Raw genomic sequence first — 21068 nt, 5'->3', positions numbered from 1 at the left:
ACAGGCAAGCTAGCAACAAAAATTTCTCAGGAATCATTGCTGATTGCATTAAGATATTTGTAATTGTTCCCTTGCATCAGCCACTAAAACGAGGCACAATAAAGCCACTGCACTTTGCCATTGTTGACGAATTTGCTTATCTTCCACTTGATTAAACAAACTCACTAAACGGGGAACGGCTTGTTCTAGTGCTACAGGAGGAACTGGGCGATGTAATTCCACTAAGTGTTGGATACTCTCTTGATTATTGAGAAAATTCGCTACCCAAGTTGTGGTATGGTTAGGGCTATCAGGAACCCGTTTAATATTTAACTCATTTTTGAGCCAAGTATAAAACGCTGGTAACTGGTTTTCTAAAACTGATTTTGCTGTTGGTAAGGTTTCTCGCAATAACCCTAGATTCAGATTTCCTAATTCAGTTTGAAATGCTTCTTCTTTCGGTAATTCTGTTGCACTCAAAGTCAATAAATCTTTAACGGTTGGTGCATCTAAGTTTAAGTATGTGGTAAAAGTGTTGATAGTTGCTTCTTGATTCATTTTAATTATTCTGCTTGTTGATTTGCGTTGGATAAAATCAGCCAGAAGGCTAAATTGGTGCTTGCTTCTAAAGCATGGGGAGCATGAGCCGGCATATAGACTAATACCCCTGGTGTGAGATCAATTTTTTCCCCATTGAGGGTTAATGATCCTTCCCCTTCTAAAACCATGACCGTGGCATTCTTAGCACTGGTATGTTCTTCTAAAACTGTGCCAGAAGCTAAACAAAAAAGGTTTTGCTGAGTGTGATCATCTTTCACGAAAATTTTGCTTAAAATTCCAGTTTCAGGATACTCAATTAAATTTTTGAGACGATCTGAATAGGTAGTGTTAGGGTTAGTAATTGTGGCAGCCATTGTTATTCCTCCTTACTGGCACAAATGGCAATATAACCGAGTTGGTCGCGGTATTGATTAAACACTTGTTTCATCTGTAAAACTCGCGGTCTGATCTCGGCATTAGTTAATACATTCCAAGCAATTTTTATGGCTTGAAAAAATCCCTCATCTTCAATGACTCGTTTTGGATTTAATAAGCCCATTTCGCCAGTTTTAGAGTGTTGAATGGTTAACCGTGCTTGCTGAAATAAGTCTTGCCATTCCGTTTCTGATAAGGGTTGAGCATTGACTCGAATAGATTGCGATAAAGCGCGATCCATTTCTTCCTTATCTCCTAGCCCAAGCATTTCATGAGATAAGAATTTCCCTTGTGGTTTCAAAACATTTGCAATGCCAGCTAAAATTTTTGCTTTCCCTGTGGAAGATTGCATGGTTAAAATAGCTTCAGCAAAGACATAATCAAATTGTTCGTGAATTTGATCTAAGTGAAAAATATCCCCTTCTCGAACTTCCACTTGCCCTTCTAAACCTGCTTTTCGGATGTTATCTTGGGCAATACGAACGCTGTTAGGGTTACGCTCAATGCCAATGACACGAACGCCATAACGTTGGGCAAGCCAAATTGCGCTTTTACCAAAACTGGCGGCGAGTTCTAAAACGGTTTGCCCAGACTGAAAATTTGCCCAGTCTAGTAGTTGACGGGTGGCTTCTAATCCACCGGGGCGTAAAACAGTTTTACCTGCTTTGGCTAGCACTTCATGCCCAGCAAGGGGTTTGGAATTGGATTTTGTGGTAGTCATAATTCCCTCTCTTTTCAGGAGACTAAAGCAATCAGACAAGTTGCTATAGTTTTAGAATGACAAACTTTTTTCCCGATATCCCTGAGGTAGCTCAGTTTCGCTTATGCTGGCGACAGTGAAACAATTACAACAGCTTTGGATATTAAATTCTCTCTCGGAAGAAAATTTAGAGGAACTGCAACCCCATGCTAAAATTCGTCAGTTTCAAAAAGATGAAATGGTGATGATTGAGGGAGATCATCTTCCTGCTTGTTTATTCGCGCTACTAGAAGGGCAGTTACAAATTCAGAAAACGGCTGATACGGGAAAAGAAACAGTGGTGAGGGTGATTCGCCCTGGGCAAATTTTTGCCGCACCTGCTATGTTTGGGAATCAAATTGCTCCAGCAACGGTCATTGCGAAAGCCCCAGTGGTGGTGGTTATGCTTGATAAGGGAGCTATTCTCGATGCTATTGGGAAAAACCCTGAGATTGCGTTGCGAATTTTAGAAACGTTTAATCAGCGTTTGCAACATCTACATGAAACGGTTCATGGGTTAATCTCAGAACGCGCGATCGCGCGACTAGCTCGCTTAATTTTATACCACGGTAAAGAGTATGGAACAATGCAGAAAGCAGAGGGAGAGGTCATTCAGGTAAAACTCTCTTATTACCAAATGGCAAGAATGATTGGCATTACCTATGAAGAGTGTATTCGCTTAATTAAGAAAATGTCAGAGGCAATTACTTATCGTCGCGGTGGCACTTTAATTATTCACAATTGGCAGTCTTTAGAATCATTTGCTCAAGAGGAAGATTAATGCTTGATTCCTTGTTCTGATTGCAGTGGGATTAGTTAAGTTATTGGGGGGTTAGACTCGGCGCGATCGCTGATTCTTCAAGCTATTGCTAAAATGTTGGAAACCTTGACTTAAATCCAGATCGAAATCTGATAACTTAACATCAGTTTCTTTTGTAATTTCACCAATGATTCTTGCTGAGTTGCCTAATTGTTCTCGTAATGATTCAGCAAACTGACGCGGTAAGGTTAAGACTAATTCAAAATCTTCTCCGCCGTATAACGTCCAATTTAAAGCCTGTTCTGGAGATAACCACTTTAAAAGTTCATCAGGAATTGGAAGACTCTCACGACTAATTTTTGCGCCCACCCCACTGGCACGGCAAATTTGTAAAATCGCATCTGCTAACCCATCACTGCTATCCATTCCTCCAACTCGAAACTCAGGTAATATTTTCTGGAGTAAGGGGGGAACATCTAAACGCGGTTGAGGATGTTGATGAGTTCGGATTAATTTTTGAGCATCCACTGGACTTAATTCTTGTTGTCGTTCGGGATGTAATAATAACTCTAATCCTGCCCGAGAAGCCCCATGCTCTCCTGTTGCGAGGATAACATCGCCAACTCTAGCATCTTGGCGACGAATAACGGCTTGCGGTGACACTTTGCCAACGGCGGTAATCGAAAGGGTAATTACAGACGATCGCGCTATATCTCCCCCCCATAAAACCGTCTCATACTGTCTTAAACACTCACTTAAGCCCTGATAAAGCCGTTCTACCCAAGTTACCGCTAAATCCCCCGGAAGGGTTAATCCTACCGTAATTCCCCAAGGAGAAGCCCCCATGGCGGCTAAGTCAGATAAATTTGCTGCTACGGCCCGCCAGCCCACATCTTCTGGGGAAGTGGTATAAACGTCGGGTTTAGCAATCCCATCACTAAAATGAACCCCATCCACTAAAACATCGGTGCTAATTACAAGGGAATGATCACCACTGAAATTAAGTACAGCAGCATCATCCCCCACGATAGAAGACGGACAAAAAGCCTTAAGTTTGGCTAAAAGTCCTTGTTCTCCAATATCAGCAACTGTGAGATTAGCTTCTGGCTTCATCGTTACCACTAACCGCAGTTTGAGTGGGGCGTTCTAGGTTTTCCAACCCGTCAATTACCCGTGCTGAGATCACTTGATCCCCTTCCTCTATATCTTCTAAAATTTCATCTCCTTCAACGGTGTAGCCAAAGATGGCATATCGTCCATCCATGAAGTTAAATCCAGGAGGGGTTAACTCAGAGTCAAATTTAAAGAAGAAGAATTGGGAAGAACCGCCATTGGGATCACCACTTGGACGCGCGATCGCCACTGCCCCATTTGCCGAAAAAGGCAATACAGGCTGCTCCTGATAGCGTCCCAGTTCTTCTAAGGTTGCCCCATAAACGGGTCTTTCGTCTCCTTCCACTAATACTTCTAAAGGAATGGCACGATATTCTCCTGTTTCAGGGTTAACAAAGCCTTCTTCTGGCCCAGGGGGATCACCCGTTTGTACCGCAAAATCATTGACGCGGTTGAACTCTAACCCATCATAAAAACCGCGATCCACTAAATCAATAAAGTTACCAGCACTAATGGGCGCACTATAGCCATCCACCACAACAGTCAAATTTCCTTTATTGGTTTCTACCTCTACTCGCGCTCGTCCTTTTAATTTCGGGAGATCGGCATATTCTTCTGGAATGGAAAAAGGAAACTCTTTGACAAATAACGCCTCAAACTCATCAAGGGTTTCTAGGAGATCACGACGGGTTAGCCAAACCTGTTCGACATCCTGTTTCTCTACGACTTCTCGCAACTCATTAAGTTTCTGTTTAATCTCAGGGATCAGGGCTTCTGCTTGTTCTCGATTTTCTTCAGGAACACCTGCCAATAACTTATCAGTTTTGGAATTAATCACCCGACTGGCAGTTTTCACATCGCCACTAATTTTTCCCCAACGCTTCCCTCGTAATTGGAAAGCAATGTCTTCAATACTACTTTGTAACTTTCGCGCTTGATAGTTATCAAACGGTAAAGAGTAGCGTAAAAGTGCGGTAGGATCAGTAATTGCTTCTCCTTGCGGAAGAATACTCTCTCTAGCAGGTTTCTTTTCTTCTTCCCCTCCGCCACCAAAATTCCACCATGCACCACTCAGTCCTACCGATAGACTAATCAGTAAGAAAGTGATAATTGTGCTTTTTAGCACAGAACGTAATGGTTTGAGCCATTTAAATGGTTTTAGCATATTTAAATTGAGGATAATGAGAACACCTAAACTTTAATGTACACGCTTGCCACTGTCCACATCAAACCAATGGAGAGAATGGGAGGAAGAGCGAGGGTCATCAGGTTCATTTGCGGACTGCCACAATTGATCATTAATGATGCAGGACTACCATTTCCTTAACGATTAACATTTTAAGTGCTAACTTCCCTAGCCCCTATTGATCTCTTTCATCTAAAAATTTCAGAAATAGATAAAGAGAAATCTGGCAATAATGGGGAGGTCACTTGATCGCGCTCCGTTAAGGTTTCAATTAATATGAAATGGAACTGTGTATGCTACAAATAGAGGGAGAGATTGTTAGTAATCGAGATTAGCTATGGCAGGTGTCATTAAAATTGAGATTGCCGAGTCAGCTCAAGAGCTTAAAAAACAGCTCAACTTCTCCCAAAACAGTGAAGTCAAAGAACGAATCCAAGTCTTGTATTGGCTGAAAACGAACCAAGTCAGAAGTACCGGCGCGCTCGCCTCCCTAATCGGAAAACACCGAACGACAGTATCAAGATGGCTCAGTAAATATCGCAAAGGAGGTCTCAAAGGTCTTTTAGAAGTTAAGAAAAGTCCTGGGCGAGTCCCTAAAATCACGCCATCAGTAGAAAAAAAATTAATCCAAGAACTAGAAGATCCAGAAGGATTTTCTAGTTATAAGGAAATTCAAACATGGCTTCAGTTAATTCAAGATATTGATATTAGTTATAGTGCTGTTCATAAACGAGTCCGCTATGGTTTAGAAGGAAAACTGAAAGTGCCACGTCCAGTTCATAGCAAACAGGAATTGGGAGCACCGGAAGCTTTTAAAAAAAACTAAGTGAAATTGTTACAACCCAACTAGAAGCTAATTCAGAAAAGGTTAAACGATATCAAAACATTAGATATTGGTGCCAAGATGAATCTCGAATCGGGTTAATCACACTTCACGATACAAAAATTACAGGTAAAGGAATTCAACCGACAGGAAAAAAACAGTGGAAGTTTGATTATTTATGGTTGTACGGTTTAGTGGAACCGAGAACGGGAGAGAATTTTTTCAGAGAATTTTCTCATCTTGATGGTCTTTGCTTTGAGCAGTATTTAAGCTGGTTTGCTCAAGAATATCCTGACGATTTACACTTAATACAAGTTGATAACAGTCGTTGCCATACTTGGTTAGAGTTACAACTTCCTGATAATGTCATTTTAATTTTCCAACCACCTTATTCCCCAGAAGTTAATCCCATTGAACGATTATGGCAAGAAATTAAGAAACCTTTGAAATGGGAATTCTTTCCCGATTTAGATGATTTAAGAAAGCGACTTTCCAAAATCTTATCAAAATTAAGTTCTCAAGTGATTACTCAGATCACTGGATGGGACTTTATTCTCAATGCTTTATCTGTAGCAAACATTTAGATATTTCATATAACTTTAACTGCCCATTTTCTAGACGATAAATTTCTAACTCCCTGCTAAATCGATCAACAATCCAGTACTCTTGCACCCTACCTTGAGAATAGAGTTTTAACTTCGCTTGCTTATCCCGATAAATGTTTTTTTCTCCTGCGGAAAGCACTTCTACAATTAATTCTGGAAAGCCTGTAAAATGTCCTGCTTCATCTTCGATTTCAGCTAATCGTTTCTCACTCACCCAAACTAAATCAGGGATGACATTATCTTCTTCTGATGAGATGATACCGGGTGATGAAAAAACTCTACCAAAATGGCTTCTTGACCAAATTTTCAGTTCCGTAGTCAAGTTAGCGATAATGTCTTGATGTTTCCAATGAGGGGCGCGAGTTACAAATAATTTTCCTGCAATAATTTCACGACGAATTCCCTCGTTTTCAGGCAATGCGTCTAAATCGTGGATTGTCCAGCGAATTGGGGAAATAATTGGAGTCATTAGTTACCAGTCATCTAAATCATTGAGGAGCGCTTGATAACCCGATCCTAGCATTGCCTAGGCTGATATCATACCATTTATCAAAAGTCACTGGAAACATAAATCAAGGGAAACCGCAAGCAGCCATTGAAGTTTGTCTTCCAATTAATCAATCAATCACGATTGTAAAACCCCGCCCTTTAGAGTTTTATCGTGATAATGAGATCGCACTCTTTCCCTTTGAGATGATAGCTGATTTTTCCTTTAAATCCCGTTCATCACGAGCCAACTATAGATAGCAACTACGATGATGCTTAGACCGATGAGATTACTTTTCTGTTCAGCTAGCCAGGTTTGTGATCTATATTTCAAATAATTGAAAGTAGAACGACGTTCTTGAGCAAGTTCTGCCATTAATTCTGACACTCTCTGATCTACTTCTTCCAGTGAGATTTGATCTTGCTTATAAGCGGATTCTAATTCGTCTAGTTTACGCCAATATTCTTGAGTGGCATTTAAAAGATTTGGAAACATAAATCAGTAATTCAGATTAGATTTGCAGAGAAGAAAGTAAGCATTTTCTGGAAATGATTACTTGGTCTAACTAAAAGTTAAGTTTGCTTTTCTTTAATTAGTGTAACAAATTGTAAATTTTGGTGACTATAGCTTGACAAGAGAGAACAATTCGTGAAAACCGAACTAGGGATATACCGCTGTGGTTGTTCCTTTATCCCCTAATAACTAATGATCAGTTATCAATCTTGAAGGTTAACTGTAACCATCGTTGTCAGAATTGGGATTAATTCCCTGCCCTGTTGGCTTTAGTGGCAGTGGCATTGTGGACATTCTGCACTCGTTCCTCGGAAAATCTTGAAAGTCAGCGAGAACTGGGATTTAATGGCGATAATGCCCATGATCAAGTTTATTATGTAATTCAGAGAGAATGGTTCAAACGTTGACCACTATTTACATCAAACCAATGGAGAGAATCGGGAGGAAGGGCTAACGCCACTTGGTCACTATCCCAAGTTTGATCCGCAGGAACTAAACTTCGCAGTTCCTTATCTTCTGACCCCTCGACAGCAACGGTTAAAAGTTGTTCTTTTCCTAAGTCTTCTACTAGGATCACTTTTCCTTTTACCACTTGCTGATCCCCTTCTGTCGCTAAACGGACATCTTCAGGACGGATGCCCAGCATAATCTGTGAGGGGATATTTTCTAAAGGCGGAAGATTAATCCCAAACTCTCCTAACATGGCTTGTTTTTCCTGACAATTTAAGGTCATCAGGTTCATTTGCGGACTGCCAATAAAGCCAGCAACAAAGGTATTTGCAGGGTAGTTATAAATTTGGTGAGGGGTATCTAGTTGTTGTAACACCCCATCATTGAGTAACGCGATGCGCGTTGAAAGCGTCATGGCTTCGGTTTGGTCATGAGTCACATAAACCACGGGCTTATTCTGCGACTTAAAAATTTGTTTCAGTTGTGACCTGACTTGTTCCCGTAATAAAGCATCTAAGTTAGAAAGGGGTTCATCTAATAAAAAGACCTCAGGTTCTCGCACTAAAGCCCTTGCTACAGCCACGCGCTGCCGTTGTCCCCCTGAAAGTTGTCCGGGTTTACGGTCGAGAAGGCTTTGTTCTAAGTCTAGCTTTTGCACCACCTCATTAATCCGTTTTTGAATTTCGCCACTAGGGGTTTTCCGAATTTTTAGCGGCGAGGCAATATTGTCAGCAACAGTCATGTGAGGATAAAGGGCATAACTTTGAAACACCATGGCAACATTACGTTCCCCCGGCGGCACATTATTCACAGACTGACCATTAATAATGACATTGCCTTTTGTCGGTTCTTCTAAGCCAGCAATCATCCGTAAAGTGGTTGATTTGCCACAGCCAGAGGGGCCAACAAAGGTTAAAAATTCACCATCTTCCACATCTACCGATAAGTCTTGAATGGGAACGGTTTTTGGGTTGTATTCTTTGCGAAGATTTTTGAGTTGTAGTTTTGCCATAATAATTTCTCCAAAAATTTATCCTTTAACTGCGCCTGCGGTTAAGCCTTGAACAATCCGACGCTGGAAGAATAGCACTAATAAAACTAAGGGAATTGTCCCAGCAACGGTCGCCGCCGCAATGGGTCCATAAGGAATTTCAAAGATAGCTGTGCCACCAATTTCTGCTGTTCCCACTGGAATTGTTTTCATAGCATCACGACTAATAAAAGTTAGGGCAAAAATAAACTCATTCCACGCAAAAATAAAGGCGAGAATTCCTGTCGTGACTAAAGCAGGAACCGTCATGGGTAAAACAATTCGCATTAAGGTTTGTACTGTATTATAACCATCAACTTTCGCAGAATCTTCTAATTCTTTTGGTAACTGTTGGAAGAAACTTCTTAAAACTAAAATGGTTAGGGGTAAGTTTCTCCCAGCATACGGAATAATCAGAGCCAGATAGTTATTTCCTAACCCTAATGCGCGAACCACTTCAAAGAGTCCAAGAAAGAGTAAAATATAGGGAAATAACGTAACAATAATGGTCAGTAAAATAATAAGTCGTTGTCCTGGAATCTTCAGGCGAGCCAAGGCATAAGCGGCTGGTGCGCCAGTGGCAAGTGCGACTAAAGTAGAGATGGCAGCAACAAAGAAACTATTAAAAATATAACGAGCAAAGGGACGACGTTCAAATAAGTTGGTGTAATGTTCAAAGGTAAGCTGGTCAGGACTGGGTAAGTAAACATTCGGAATACTGGTAATTGCCTCATTGACCTTAAAAGAGGTTAAAAGCTGCCACATTGCTGGGGCTAAACAAAAGATTACGACAAAGATAATGCCGATACCTAAGGCAATATTTCTCTTAGGAAGTTTCGGTTTGGAGGAGGAGGTTTGAACTGTCTTTTCTGATTGTGCAACTGCCATAAGTTATTGTTCTCCTGTTACATTAACTTGCATCCGTGAAAGTAGCCAACCGACGAGGGCAACGACGATTAATAAAATTAAAAAGGTAACAACAATTAACGATGCCCCATAGCCAAAGTCAAGATAGCGCATCACGGTTTGATAAATATAAATAGAAACCATTTCTGTAGAACCAGCTGGTCCCCCACCTGTCATCACAAACACTAACTCAAAAATGCCAAAGGCTTCAGCAAAACGGAAGAGTAAGGCAATAATAATTTGGGGAGTAATTAAGGGTAAGGTAATCTTAAAAAAGTTCTGAAATGGGTTTGCCCCATCAATCGAATGAGCTTCATATAAATCTTGGGAAATGGCTTGTAATCCTGCCAGGACAATGACGGCGATAAAAGGAGTGGTTTTCCAAACATCGGCAACAATTAAGGCGACCATAGCAAGCCCCGGTTCTCCTAACCAGTTCACCTCGTAGTCCCCAACCCCGATCGCGCGTAAAATGTCATTAGCCACCCCATATTGGTCATTAAAAATCCATTCCCAAGCCAGTCCCATTACGGCAGTGGGTAACGCCCAAGGGAGAATGCCAATAGTTCGCACAATGCCACGACCCCGAAATTGTTGATCTAAAACCAGGGCGACTAAGATACCCAATACCAGTTCAAAAAATAGAGAAATAACGGTAAAGATGCTGGTATTGCCAATACTATTCCAGAACCGCCCATCGCCAAACATTCGGGCATAGTTGTCTAAGCCATTAAAAACTGGTTCTAGTTGCGTTCCTAAGTTTTCTGCGAAAAGACTTAACCAAAAAGCCTGTCCAATGGGATAAGCAAAGACTAAAAGGATTAAAACGATAGCTGGTAAGGAAATTAACCAACCAGTCAGTTGTTCTTGCTGTCGAATTGATTTAGTTTTCATAGCTTACCTAAGAACGTTCTAATAACCTACGGGTTTCTCTAGCGGCTGCATTCATTGCCCGTTCAGGGGTCATGGTTCCAGAAATAGCGGCACTGAGATAACGCTGTAAAATATCAGAGGCTTGAGGATATTGCGCGATCGCGGGACGTAACACTGCATTCTGTAAAACTTCTAGTAACTCAGGAAGATACTCATATTCTTCCACTAATTCAGGATCCTCAAATAACTCCCGTCGAGTGGGAGTTTGTCCCTCTTCTAGGGCATAGCGTTTTTGTGTTTCCGCTTTCGTAAAGTATTCAATCACTTCCCAGGCTTCATCAGGATGATTGGTACTCTCAGCAATGCCAAAGCCCCAACCACCTTGACAAGCACCACTGCGCCCTTCTGGGGTACTTACCATCGGTTGAATATCAAATTTACCAGCAATGTCTGAATCAGCTGCTAACCCATAAACATAGGGCCAATTTCTGAGGAAAACTGTTTCTCCATTCTCAAATAGACGGCGAGTATCTTCTTCTTCATAAGTCGTAACCCCTGGCGGAGACACCCCTTCTTCAATAGTGCTTTTTAGAAACTGGGCTGCTTCAATAGCATTGGGTTCATCAAGTCCCACTTCTAGGGTGTCAGGGTCAATCCAAAAGGCATCAAACCCAGCTAAAACCTCCACAAACATGGCAGAAATCCCTTCATACTGTCGCCCTTGCCAGGTATAACCCCAAGGGGCTTTTTCTTCTGCTTGTAGAGATTGAGAAATTTCCATTAAATCAGAAAATGTCTCTGGAGGATCATAGCCAGCTTCTTCTAGCAAGTCGCTACGGTAATAAAGCATTCCCGCATCAGTGCGAAAAGGCATCCGATAGAGTTTTCCTTGATACATCCCGCCATTGACATCTCCCTCTAAAAACTCATCTAATTCTTCCTCTGACACATATTCTGAGAGGTCTTTTAACCAACCTGCGGCGGCAAATTTAGGAGTCCAAACAATATCCATATAAACCAAGTCATAGGGAGAATCTCCTAATAAGAAAGAGGCGGTGTATAGGTCTTCCACTTGGTCGGTTTCGTTGGGCCCTTCAATCACATTGATATTAATATCAGGATTATCTTCATTAAAATCAGCAACAATATCTTCCATTTGCTCACTTTCTACCGCCCAGACTAAAACATCAATGGTCACGGGCTGTTGACTGCGTACGGCAACAATAAGCAAAGGAATGGAGATAACTATTGCCAAGAAGATAATTGCAGATTTCAGCCTTTTCCCCATAGCTAGAGGGAAAAAATTTAAGAGCAAGTCTTTGATTTTATTCATTTCTGTTTACTGGTAATCCAACATTGGCTACTACTAGTAACAAATGCTGATACTACTCAATACAGTAAATCATCATGCTCTTTATATTAATTTAATAATTCCCAATTTTGAAAGCAGACGTTAAAAATTGTAAATTGTTGTGGTAAACCTCTACTACTAAGCAATTACAAGATCACGAATTGGCTGTTTAGTTAAACACTGCCAATGACAAATATAGAGATTTGGTTCTTGTATCCCGACACTAGCTAGGGCAGGAGCAGCAGGAAATGGCCAAATACGGTCAAAGACTAATTCCTCTTCTTGTAAGCCAAATTGTAGTAAATAGACACTCGGTTGAGCTTGCAGTGCTTCTAATAATTCATACCCTAAATAATAAAGGGGTTTTCGGATTTGGTCGGGAAAATCAATCGGTTGCTGGTAAGAATTTGGAAGTTCCCCTTCGCCAATTACTTCTCCATACATGGGCCCCTTGGCTGTATATATAATCGGTAGCCAATAATTGCCATGCCAATTTTTATTGATTTGGTTACCAGTTAAAGTATTAAAATTTTTTTTCACCCATTGTCGAGTGCCTTTAATATCCCGACAGGCTTGAAATAATTTTGCTGCAGGGAAGTCAAACTGAGGAGGTAACTCAATCGTTAAAGGGCAATAAAGCCAACTGGCATCACTTGGCTGATACCAATTACTCTCAGGTAAGAGTTGATGCGAGGCAACCACTTTAATAATATTTTCTTCCTCACTTTCATGGGTAATTGCATCTTTGAAAGTGCTGATCATTCGTTGAGTAGCCGGAGAGGTAGAAAGAACAGTCCCTTGATGGGAAACTTGTTGTGCGTTGATAATTACTAAAACTTTATACATTCCCACGATTAGAAAATTGGCTAGAGTCAGTTTGCTGGAAATCAGGTAAATCAACTTGATTATCGTTATGAGAGCGGTTTCTCACCGCTAAGCGATAGGTTAGAGCTTGTAATTTTGCCTGTAGTTGCTGGTTCTCCTGTTGTAGGCTTTCAACTTTGTCTTTAATAGGTTGCATTCGCTGAGTAAACTTTTGGCGATAGACTTGGGGTAACTCTTCAAGCATTTGTTCTAAGTTTTTATTCCTTTCAGTGAGGGTTTTGACCTTAGTTTGTAGTTGCTCAATTTCAGCATTACGAGTCTCAATTTGCTTTTGATAAAATTGAACTTGTTCATCAATTTCAGCAATTTGTGCTTTTAATCGATCAATTTGCGATAAAGACTGTTCTGTGTCTTGGTTAGAGACAGCGAAGTTAGAGTTATCCTTGAAAAGCCTAAATAGTTCTTGCGAGAGCTGCTCGACAAGTTGATCTCGCAATGTAAGTTCTTCTTTAAGGCGGGTAACTTCAGCTTGGAGGTTTTCTAAATCGGAAGGTTCAGCCTGACTCACAATGATTTCTTGGAAAACTTGTTTTCAACATCTTACAGAAAGCAAACAATGTTATATAAGCTAATTTAGCATTTAATTTAGCAATTCAGTCAGCTTAGGGAAAATTATGAAAAGACTCGCAATCATTACTGCTTTTTTAATCATTGCTATTGGCATGGTAATCATATCAGTTATTTCTATCCAAAATATTAGCGCAATCTCGGTGCAATTTTTAATTTATCGCTCTGTACAAATTCCGTTTGGGGTTCTTTTAGTCTTTAGTTTCAGCGTGGGCTTGGTTTTGGGGGCTATTCTTCCTGCTCTATTTCCCGTTAAGAGTTCTAAATATTAGGGGAAAAGGAAAAGGTTTCTTCTATCTCCCAAAATTTACCATTGTGCAGAAGGAGAGTTAATTCATTCACAGTAAATTGGTACTCAAATGGTTGCTGCTTATAAAATTGCCATGCTTGATGAAAGTTGGCTTTACTTAAGTCTCGAAAGGCAACTGTCATATGAGGAACAAATGGTCGAGATTGGGCGATGGAATCAACTAACCCCAGCTGTTGCTCTAAATAGACTAACAAAGAGCTTTGAATTTTTAAAAGTTCTGGGGTTTTCTCAACATGAATATAAATGACACGAGGAGGAAAAGCGCCAAAACCTGATAAAGTAACAGGAATAGCAGGTTGGCAATGGGAAAAATCCCTGAGAGTCGTTTTAAGGTGGCTCAGCTCGTTTTTATTCCATTTAAATGGGGGTTGTAGGGTAATATGGGGAGGAGAATTTTTGGCATGGGAACTTTCATAAGCAGTTGCAAAATGATCTTTAATCGCATTGGCTTCTGCTTGAACTATAGGAGGAGGAAGGAGTGCAATAAAGCACAGTTGTTTATTACTCACAGTCTCATTGCCTTTTTTCTTGCTTAGTTTTCCATCTTAAATAATGATTGATTTTTAAAATGCCGTTATTTGTAAAAATTGAAAAAGGAATTGTTGATAAACCGACCTTTGATCAATATGTTCCTGATCATGTTGCCTATGTGAAAGACTTAATTAGCAAAGGGTATTCTGCTCGTAGTGGTTATTGGGGAGATTATGGGGGAGGGATGCTTTTATTTGAAGCCGCGAGTCTAGAAGAGGCTCAAACTATTGTCGAGAATGATCCCCTTGTAAAAAATGGTTGTGTCAGTTATGAACTCCATGAGTGGCGAATTGTGGTGGAGTAATCGCGTTTTCTCCTCATTTATGTTAGTATAGAGTTGATCTGGAGTTGCGCGATCGTAACGCCCGAACCTTGTCAGGACCGGAAGGTAGCAGCAATAAGGGATGCTTACGATAGGCGCATCTTCCGGATCTTCTTTTTTGTTTCCCTACGAGTTAATTTCTGATTGTTACCGAGATAAGTCGGACAATTCACCACAAATTCACCACATTAGAAAAACTCTCGGTAGTCCTTCCCTTGTTCTAGAATTACAGGGAATCAGGAAAAGGAGTGCTAGCCCTTTTCCAAAGTCTTGCTAAATTATCCACGAGAAGATCAAGGCTTTGCGGGTCAGAAAGTCGATGATTTCCCTGTTTGATTACAACCAGCGTCACCTCATCACTCCCTAATTCTTGTTGCAACTGACAACTCCACCGCCAAGGAATGACACTATCCTGCAAGCCATGAATTAAAGTGACAGGACAAGTAAGGTCATGGAGATGTTTATTTTTCAAGAGATTATGACTCACTGCTTCCTCCACATAACGCTGGGTTAGCGGTAAACCACTATAATCGAGGATTGTTTCGCCTTTGACTTTTAACGCTTCCTTTTGCTGCTCACTCAGATTCGGTAGAACCAACTCCGAGATAAAGTCAATGGCAGTGGCAATCCCCATTAAACCAGAAATCCGTTGTGGATATTGTAGTGCCAACAACATCATGATCCAGCCTCCCATGGAAGAACCGATCAAAATTTGTGGCCCTGAGGTGATTGTTTCCAAGATATAACGGGCATGATTTGTCCATTGACCTAATGTTCCTTCCCGAAATTCACCGCTAGAGTTACCATGCCCCCCATAATCCATTAAAGTTGCTTGAACCCCTTGTTGCTTTGCCCAAGAAAAGATTGTAGTCGCCTTGGTTCCCTCCATATCTGAACCATACCCAGGGAGAAATAAGAGTCCTGGCTGATGATTTTGTTCAGAGGAGGCAGGATGATGACGATAAGCGATTTGAGTGCCATCAGGATGTTGGCAATATTTGATTTCCATGATTCTCCTATCTTAAAAATTAATAGAAATCCCCCACTACACTTAAAGCGTTAGTCGGGGGAAATTTGGAATTACTCTTAGTAGGTGGCGGCAACTGCAAGATTTTCGGGAATTACGTTCCGCAAACGTTGACCATAGAATTTTAAGGCGTTACCGCCTAGTAATCGTCCTAGGTAATCGCGATCATAGTCAGCAATGTTGGCAGCGTCGCTAACACAGTCTTTTAATACGCCATCCCAGTGACCATAATCTCCTGAGAAGCAAGCAATCTGTTTACCCATTTCGCCCATAGCTTGGGGAAGATAGGAGGGGCCGGGATCATCAGATTCAAAGGAGGCAAAAATCTGTCCCCGTTTGAAATAATCCAGGGGATCGCGATCGCGCAAGTGATAATGTTCATAGAGACTGTCATCCTCAATTTTGCTGGGATCAGTCTGCTTGTTCCACAACAGATCAAACAAGTTTCGCGCCTGGGAGATAATATTCACGTTATTCTCACCACCACGTTCTTGAACCATTAACTTGGTAAAATCCATTAAAGAGGGGCGATAGGGATTTTTGGGATCAAAGTCGCGAATCCGTTTTTCCCAGTGTTCATGAAACGCATGGGCAAGATCAGGAATCCAACCACATCCCCCTTCTAAGAAGCCAACACGAAGATTAGGGAACTCTTCAAATGCCCCATCAAACACCATCCGTGCTAACGCCAACTGCTGCTGATTCCGTTGGACAAAAATATGGTGGAGAATAAAGGTTTCCATGTGATCGGCAATGCCACCGACCATATCAGAACCGGGACCGCCATGAATGCCTAGCCCAATATCGAGATCAACTGCTGCTTGTAAAATAGGACGGAAATCAGGGTGAGAAATTGCCTTACAAGTGCGAACCTCAGGGAAAGCATCCGGGGCTTTGGGATGAGGAATGGGGAGATTCGGCGCAACTGCCACCGAGATCATCCCCAATTCGTTGACACAACGGTACATTTCTTTCACCGCTTCATCCACATCTTGTAAGGAAATCACCCCAATGGGTTGTAAGCGATTATTATACCCCTTACAATCATCGGCCATGTAGTTATTGTAAGCCTTACATAGGGCAATAGCTAGGTCTTTATCAAGAATGCTAGAAAAAATGAGATTGAGTGATCCATAAATAGCATGAATATCAATCCCTTCCTGATCCATGTGTTCGAGACGAATTTTATTAAACATCGCCCCTAAGGTTGTTTCAGGGTGAAGCGTCCGAAAGCCTCCTTTCCCTAAACCTTGGGGTTTTGGAAACATCCGCACCAAATCATTTTCCTTGGTTTGTGGATTCCAATCCACCACTCGCGCCCGTTGATCCCCTAAGCTATCCACCACTAAGCCGATCCGATCGCGATATTCAGCTTCTAAATAATCGCGCATAATGAGCGGATTTTCTAACTTATGGGCATCCGCATCAATAACTAATAAACCGTTATACATTCACTCAAACTCCTCGTATTAACGATGTGCAATATTTTAGATTAATTGGACTGTTGTTTGGTTTGTTGAAATAACTGTCGTAAGCCAAACCAATTTCCTAATGACCAACTAATGGAAACTAAAATGACAATGCCTGGGTATTGCTTAAAAGCTGGTTCGTTCTTTTCAAATAAGATGTGTCCCCCAATAGCAAAAATTTGGGTTAAAATCCCACAGATTAATGTCAATCGCCAATCAACAAATAATAAACCAATTCCAATAAATACTAGCAAATTAGCCATGTGGTGTAAGGCTTGATTTATTGGATGTTGATGACCGGCAATAAAAGATTCTTTTGCTTGTTGGAAGTAAGTCAATCTCATCCTCCTTTTATTAATAATTTGTGAAACTTGAGCCAGTGGATAGGGATGGGGAATTTCAGCTTTTCTAGCTCTGACAGTCTAACTCATTTACCACCATTTGAGAGTAAAATATCCTGCCTGCTGAGACAGTTCCTCTTCTGTCACCCAATCCACTAATTTATAAGTGCCAAACACATGATCCCACCAATCAACCCCTAAACCAAAATTGTGATACCACATTCCATACTTGTGATGAACATAATGGACAGGCATTTTCATCCAGAAGCATCGTCTGGGGTTATCATGTTGCAGTTGATGGGCATAAGCAGAAAAAGCAGCATACGCTATTCCCCCTAGCATCCAACCGATTCCAGCTTCCAAAGAAAAGAAAAAGGGAATTAGCATGATCACTAGAGTGCCTTTGAGATAATCTAAAAATTCCCAAAGTACGCCCTGCCCTTCATTACGGCGATGATGATCTCGGTGACGTTCTCCTAACTTTTCGGAAGAGTGCATCAATCGGTGTATCCAATATTCCACTAAGCTAGCGAGAATAAAGGCACTAATGAAGAAAATTAGAGCAACCATGTATATTATTGAATTTGTTTGAAATCTTGTCTAGGATTGTCAACTTCCCATTCTAGCGGAAAAAACGTGAATTTTTAAGCAAGTTTTAGAGGTTTTAGCCGTTAATTTTATAAAGATTTTCTTTAAGTTTTCCTCAATTTCCACGGAATTAAGCATTAAAGGATATCTCACCATACTAGTTGATGAGGTTAAGGTTGAATTTTACGAATGGATGTTCTAATAAAGGAGTATCCCTTCCCTTTGAAAAAATAAAGTGCCTGAATATTGCAGAAATAATACTCACAAAAGAGGGAAGGTGGCAAAATAATGAGGAAAGTTCTCTAAATAGTAGGTAGGTAATGTGGAATCGTTTTAGTCTTCGGTGTGATGGTTGTGGTTATTCTGTACCGAAAGAGAAGTTAACTCAATTTTCTACAGTAAAAGTGAATAGCCAATGTCCTAACCCTAATTGTAATCAATACTTACTCAATGTTCATTATGATTTGGGTAGCGATCACTTTCTAAATTGGAAAAATCAGCTTTTACAACGTCCGGGGAGTTTATGGCGCTATTGGGAATTACTCCCTCTAGTAAATTGGGACATGGCGGTTACGTTTGGGGAAGGATGGACTCCTTTAATTCCCTTAAAACGTTTTGGAAGCAAAATTGGGCTGTCTAATGTTTATCTCAAGGATGAACGACAGGGCCCAACTGCTACTTTTAAGGATCGACAAGCAACTGTGGCGATTTCCTTTCTAAAAGAACAAGGAATTAATGATCTGGTGTTAGCCTCAACGGGGAATGTCGCGATCGCGTATTCTGCTTATGCTGCCAGGGCTGGGATTCAGGTTTATGCGTTTTTTCCCCAAGGGGTTTCCCCTACCAAAATTAAAGAAGCCAGTTTATATGGGGCAAAAGTGATGGCAGTAGAGGGCACTTATGATCAAGCAAAAGCAATGGCAGCCCAATTTGCTAAGAATCAGGGGATTTTCCTCGATCAAGGCATTAAAACCTTTGCTGGGGTGGAAAGTATGAAAACCATGGGCTTTGAAATTGCTGAACAGTTGGGTTGGTGTTCACCAGATTGGTATATACAGGGCGTGAGTGGTGGCATGGGGCCGGTAGGAGTGGCAAAAGGATTTAAGGAATTAAAAGCCCTGGGGTTAGTGGATAAAATTCCTGCATTAGGCTTGGTTCAGTCTGCTGGATGTGCCCCCATTGCTAATAGTTTTCATGGTGGAGAACAAAACGTTTCCGTTGTCAATTCCCCAGAAACCGCGATCGCGACTTTAGCCACTGGCAATCCGGGCATTGCCTATCATCTCCTTAAACAACATCTCGATACTCATGGTGGCAACTGTGCCACAGTAACCGATGCCGAAGCCTGGGCAATGGTGCAACAATTAGCGACAAGCGAAGGTCTTTTAGTAGAACCAGCAACCGCCGTGACTTTTATGGGAGTCGTGAAGCTAGCTGAAAAAGGGATTATTTCCCCTGAAGAAACCGTCGTCATTAATTGTTCAGGACGAGAAAAAGATATTACAACAGTGACTTAAATTAAGTTTCTAACGTAATCTCTTGTTGAACAGTTAATCCCTTAAACAGTTGACGATCTTCACTAATATGAGGAAGTTTCATTTGAGAATCTGGCACTCCGCGATCAATGAGTCTTTCTCGGACAATGTCAAAACTCCCCGGAGCAAGGATTCGCAAGCGGGGAGGAGGCACTTCTCCTTCTCGTTTGAGGGCATAATGAGGGTTGGTTTCTTTTAAGAGTTCATCAAACCGACGTAGAAAATGAGAACTCTCTTCCAATTTACTTTCAGGCGGTAATTCAATATTCAGAAGATAATGAGGAGGAAATTCCTTTTCCGAAAGGGTGACAAAGAAATCATGGATTGTCATTCCCCATTCTTCTTGCAGCGATCGTAGCACGGCGATAACATGAGCTTCCGTAGTCTTTTCACTAGTAGAAGAAAGGATTCCCCCGCGACGATGGCGGAAAATTAGGGTTGGGCTTTGCTCAAAAAAGTCACCAATTTCCACCACATCCCCAATGTCGTAGCGATAGAAGCCACTATAATTGCTGACTAAAATCCGATAGCGTTCTCCGGGTTTAACTTCTGTTGCTAAGAGAGTCTGAGGGTTTTCTTGATCCCATTCTGACTCGGGGATAAATTCAAAAAAACCAGTATTCACAGCTAAGGCACTTGCATCATTATTAACATCCGTATAAACGCTAAAAGTTCCTTCAGCACTGGCAAAAGCACCCCCAAATACTGGAAGATGATCGAGATCATAATCAGAGAAATGTTGCAAATAAAAATCGGAAGTTCCGCCTCTGGCTGTAGTAATATAAGCCAAATTTTTCCAAGCCAGAGGTGGGGTCAATCTTCCTTCTGTATTTAGAATTTCCCGTAATTCTCGCGCCCGTTTTGGACTGGCAGAAAAACGGCGATTCAAGCGCGATCGCATTTTAGAATCCAGATCTAAATCCTTGGGAAGGGTTCCTCGTTCTAAATCTTGAATAAAGGATTCAGCATACTTTTCTAAATAGTGGCAAATCCGAAGAATTAACATGGGGAAGTTGGCAATTAATCCCCCTAACTCCTCATTTCGTAAAGAGAAAAGCAAGCATAAATAGGTGCGAGTGAAGCTGTCTGCTACTTGTAAAGTAGTAAAAGGATGAGCAAATAGCCATTCGTAAAGCCATTTTCGGGTGTGTAAAACCCCTGGGCCTGCTGGGCCGTATTTGAGGCCACCTTCCGTATAGCCTCTGATTAAAGCAGGATTAGTGACTAATAATTTTTCTAGCTTTTTACCACGCTGGCGTAGCGCCGTATCTAGAAAGCCCATACTAGCTAAATTAGCTTTCCCAAGAGAGTTTTGAAAGCGTTGAGTAACGGGAATTTTCTTTTGTTTTCCCGTTGAACCACTGGTTATATTGATATAAATAACGGGATCAGGAGTGAGAACATTTTTCTCGCCTTGGGCAATGCGTTGCGTATAGGGATCATAGGCACTATAGGGAAGAATGGGAATGCGCGATCGAAACTGGTCAATGGTTTTTATTTCTTCTAAATGGTAATGACGACCTAACTCTGTTTTTTGATGATGCTGGAGTAAGGTTTTTAAGTATTTTTCTTGTGTCGCTAAGGGGTGTTTCGTTTGCTCAATTAATTCATTTTTAGCGCGGTGACCAAGGGTGGTTAGAATTTGAAAGGGTAAGTTAGCCACAAGTATAATATCTGAATTTTGATCAAGGTTAACCAACGCG

At 41.2% G+C, this 21068-nt stretch carries 25 protein-coding genes and 1 other RNA gene; 7 read left to right on the top strand and 19 right to left on the bottom strand.

The window, feature by feature from the left end; genetic code table 11:
• Positions 1-48: 48 nt before the first annotated feature.
• Genes FRE64_RS15980 through FRE64_RS15970 form a run of 3 tightly spaced genes read right to left on the bottom strand, consistent with a single transcriptional unit; the run spans position 49 to position 1675 of the window.
• Positions 49-537 (bottom strand): hypothetical protein, encoded by a 489-nt coding sequence (locus FRE64_RS15980; protein ID WP_146297139.1) that lies wholly within the window; start codon positions 535-537, stop codon positions 49-51.
• A gap of 5 nt (positions 538-542) precedes the next feature.
• The gene (locus tag FRE64_RS15975; RefSeq protein WP_146297138.1) at positions 543-893 is read right to left on the bottom strand and encodes a cupin domain-containing protein; all 351 of its coding nucleotides are present in this window, start codon (positions 891-893) and stop codon (positions 543-545) included.
• Positions 894-895: 2 nt separating this feature from the next.
• On the bottom strand, positions 896-1675 hold the full coding sequence (locus tag FRE64_RS15970; protein WP_146297137.1) for an SAM-dependent methyltransferase: 780 nt from the start codon (positions 1673-1675) through the stop codon (positions 896-898).
• Positions 1676-1778: 103 nt separating this feature from the next.
• On the opposite strand from FRE64_RS15970, the gene FRE64_RS15965 reads away from it, so the two are divergent.
• Complete coding sequence (locus tag FRE64_RS15965) at positions 1779-2474, top strand: Crp/Fnr family transcriptional regulator (RefSeq protein WP_146297136.1); 696 nt, start codon at positions 1779-1781, stop codon at positions 2472-2474.
• 51 nt (positions 2475-2525) lie between these two features.
• Here FRE64_RS15965 and thiL read toward each other — a convergent pair whose 3' ends face one another.
• Together thiL and FRE64_RS15955 are read right to left on the bottom strand one after the other, a co-directional pair.
• Entirely contained in the window at positions 2526-3566 is a 1041-nt protein-coding gene (gene thiL / locus FRE64_RS15960) for a thiamine-phosphate kinase (RefSeq protein WP_146297135.1), read from the bottom strand.
• Entirely contained in the window at positions 3550-4731 is a 1182-nt protein-coding gene (locus tag FRE64_RS15955; protein ID WP_146297134.1) for a peptidylprolyl isomerase, read from the bottom strand. Before FRE64_RS15955 ends, thiL begins: the two co-directional genes overlap by 17 nt.
• Positions 4732-5089: 358 nt before the next feature.
• On the opposite strand from FRE64_RS15955, the gene FRE64_RS18385 reads away from it, so the two are divergent.
• Together FRE64_RS18385 and FRE64_RS18380 are read left to right on the top strand one after the other, a co-directional pair.
• Entirely contained in the window at positions 5090-5578 is a 489-nt protein-coding gene (locus FRE64_RS18385) for a helix-turn-helix domain-containing protein (protein WP_390622233.1), read from the top strand.
• Between the two features lie 5 nt (positions 5579-5583).
• Positions 5584-6159 (top strand): IS630 family transposase, encoded by a 576-nt coding sequence (locus FRE64_RS18380; RefSeq protein WP_390622272.1) that lies wholly within the window; start codon positions 5584-5586, stop codon positions 6157-6159.
• Here the strand turns inward: FRE64_RS18380 and FRE64_RS15945 are convergent.
• The 8 genes from FRE64_RS15945 to FRE64_RS15910 all read right to left on the bottom strand — a co-directional run bounded on the left by FRE64_RS15945 (position 6131) and on the right by FRE64_RS15910 (position 13183).
• Positions 6131-6649: a Uma2 family endonuclease gene (locus tag FRE64_RS15945; RefSeq protein WP_146297133.1), complete on the bottom strand. Its 519-nt coding sequence runs from the start codon at positions 6647-6649 to the stop codon at positions 6131-6133. The two genes, FRE64_RS18380 and FRE64_RS15945, sit on opposite strands and share 29 nt — an antisense overlap.
• A 243-nt stretch (positions 6650-6892) precedes the next feature.
• A complete protein-coding gene (locus tag FRE64_RS15940; protein WP_146297132.1) occupies positions 6893-7162 on the bottom strand; it encodes a hypothetical protein in 270 nt (89 codons plus the stop codon).
• A gap of 400 nt (positions 7163-7562) precedes the next feature.
• The gene (locus FRE64_RS15935; RefSeq protein WP_146297131.1) at positions 7563-8642 is read right to left on the bottom strand and encodes an ABC transporter ATP-binding protein; all 1080 of its coding nucleotides are present in this window, start codon (positions 8640-8642) and stop codon (positions 7563-7565) included.
• An 18-nt stretch (positions 8643-8660) separates the two neighbouring features.
• Complete coding sequence (locus tag FRE64_RS15930; protein ID WP_146297130.1) at positions 8661-9548, bottom strand: carbohydrate ABC transporter permease; 888 nt, start codon at positions 9546-9548, stop codon at positions 8661-8663.
• Between the two features lie 3 nt (positions 9549-9551).
• Positions 9552-10460: a carbohydrate ABC transporter permease gene (locus FRE64_RS15925; RefSeq protein WP_146297129.1), complete on the bottom strand. Its 909-nt coding sequence runs from the start codon at positions 10458-10460 to the stop codon at positions 9552-9554.
• A gap of 7 nt (positions 10461-10467) precedes the next feature.
• Positions 10468-11772, bottom strand: coding sequence for an ABC transporter substrate-binding protein (locus tag FRE64_RS15920; protein WP_146297128.1), 1305 nt, complete (start codon positions 11770-11772; stop codon positions 10468-10470).
• A gap of 156 nt (positions 11773-11928) precedes the next feature.
• Positions 11929-12636 (bottom strand): hypothetical protein, encoded by a 708-nt coding sequence (locus tag FRE64_RS15915; RefSeq protein WP_146297127.1) that lies wholly within the window; start codon positions 12634-12636, stop codon positions 11929-11931.
• A complete protein-coding gene (locus FRE64_RS15910; RefSeq protein ID WP_146297126.1) occupies positions 12629-13183 on the bottom strand; it encodes an Npun_F5560 family protein in 555 nt (184 codons plus the stop codon). The genes FRE64_RS15915 and FRE64_RS15910 overlap by 8 nt, the downstream gene beginning before the upstream one ends.
• Before the next feature lie 106 nt (positions 13184-13289).
• On the opposite strand from FRE64_RS15910, the gene FRE64_RS15905 reads away from it, so the two are divergent.
• Positions 13290-13514 carry a lipopolysaccharide assembly protein LapA domain-containing protein gene (locus FRE64_RS15905; protein WP_146297125.1) on the top strand — a complete coding sequence of 75 codons (225 nt, stop codon included), beginning with the start codon at positions 13290-13292 and terminating at the stop codon, positions 13512-13514.
• Here FRE64_RS15905 and FRE64_RS15900 read toward each other — a convergent pair.
• A complete protein-coding gene (locus tag FRE64_RS15900) occupies positions 13504-14061 on the bottom strand; it encodes a 2'-5' RNA ligase family protein (protein WP_146297124.1) in 558 nt (185 codons plus the stop codon). The two genes, FRE64_RS15905 and FRE64_RS15900, sit on opposite strands and share 11 nt — an antisense overlap.
• A gap of 59 nt (positions 14062-14120) precedes the next feature.
• Between FRE64_RS15900 and FRE64_RS15895 the strand changes: the two genes are divergently transcribed.
• Together FRE64_RS15895 and ffs are read left to right on the top strand one after the other, a co-directional pair.
• Positions 14121-14387 carry a YciI family protein gene (locus FRE64_RS15895; protein ID WP_146297123.1) on the top strand — a complete coding sequence of 89 codons (267 nt, stop codon included), beginning with the start codon at positions 14121-14123 and terminating at the stop codon, positions 14385-14387.
• Between the two features lie 35 nt (positions 14388-14422).
• An RNA gene (gene ffs, locus FRE64_RS15890) (signal recognition particle sRNA small type) lies at positions 14423-14519 on the top strand.
• A gap of 112 nt (positions 14520-14631) precedes the next feature.
• Here the strand turns inward: ffs and FRE64_RS15885 are convergent.
• The 4 genes from FRE64_RS15885 to FRE64_RS15870 all read right to left on the bottom strand — a co-directional run bounded on the left by FRE64_RS15885 (position 14632) and on the right by FRE64_RS15870 (position 17812).
• A complete protein-coding gene (locus tag FRE64_RS15885; RefSeq protein WP_146297122.1) occupies positions 14632-15414 on the bottom strand; it encodes an alpha/beta hydrolase in 783 nt (260 codons plus the stop codon).
• 77 nt (positions 15415-15491) lie between these two features.
• Positions 15492-16883: an amidohydrolase family protein gene (locus tag FRE64_RS15880; RefSeq protein ID WP_146297121.1), complete on the bottom strand. Its 1392-nt coding sequence runs from the start codon at positions 16881-16883 to the stop codon at positions 15492-15494.
• A gap of 41 nt (positions 16884-16924) precedes the next feature.
• Positions 16925-17245, bottom strand: a complete 321-nt coding sequence (locus FRE64_RS15875) for an Mpo1-like protein (RefSeq protein WP_246140348.1) — start codon at positions 17243-17245, stop codon at positions 16925-16927.
• Between the two features lie 87 nt (positions 17246-17332).
• A complete protein-coding gene (locus tag FRE64_RS15870; RefSeq protein WP_146297120.1) occupies positions 17333-17812 on the bottom strand; it encodes a sterol desaturase family protein in 480 nt (159 codons plus the stop codon).
• Positions 17813-18150: 338 nt separating this feature from the next.
• On the opposite strand from FRE64_RS15870, the gene thrC reads away from it, so the two are divergent.
• Complete coding sequence (thrC, locus tag FRE64_RS15865; RefSeq protein ID WP_146297119.1) at positions 18151-19347, top strand: threonine synthase; 1197 nt, start codon at positions 18151-18153, stop codon at positions 19345-19347.
• A gap of 1 nt (position 19348) precedes the next feature.
• Here thrC and FRE64_RS15860 read toward each other — a convergent pair whose 3' ends face one another.
• Positions 19349-21028 (bottom strand): GH3 auxin-responsive promoter family protein, encoded by a 1680-nt coding sequence (locus FRE64_RS15860; protein ID WP_146297118.1) that lies wholly within the window; start codon positions 21026-21028, stop codon positions 19349-19351.
• Between the last annotated feature and the right edge of the window lie 40 nt (positions 21029-21068).

It is taken from the genome of Euhalothece natronophila Z-M001 (genome assembly GCF_007904085.1).
Classification (GTDB): Bacteria; Cyanobacteriota; Cyanobacteriia; order Cyanobacteriales; family Rubidibacteraceae; genus Halothece; species Halothece natronophila.
Note: the sequence above shows the minus strand (reverse complement) of the source record. Positions and strands in the feature narration are given on the sequence as shown.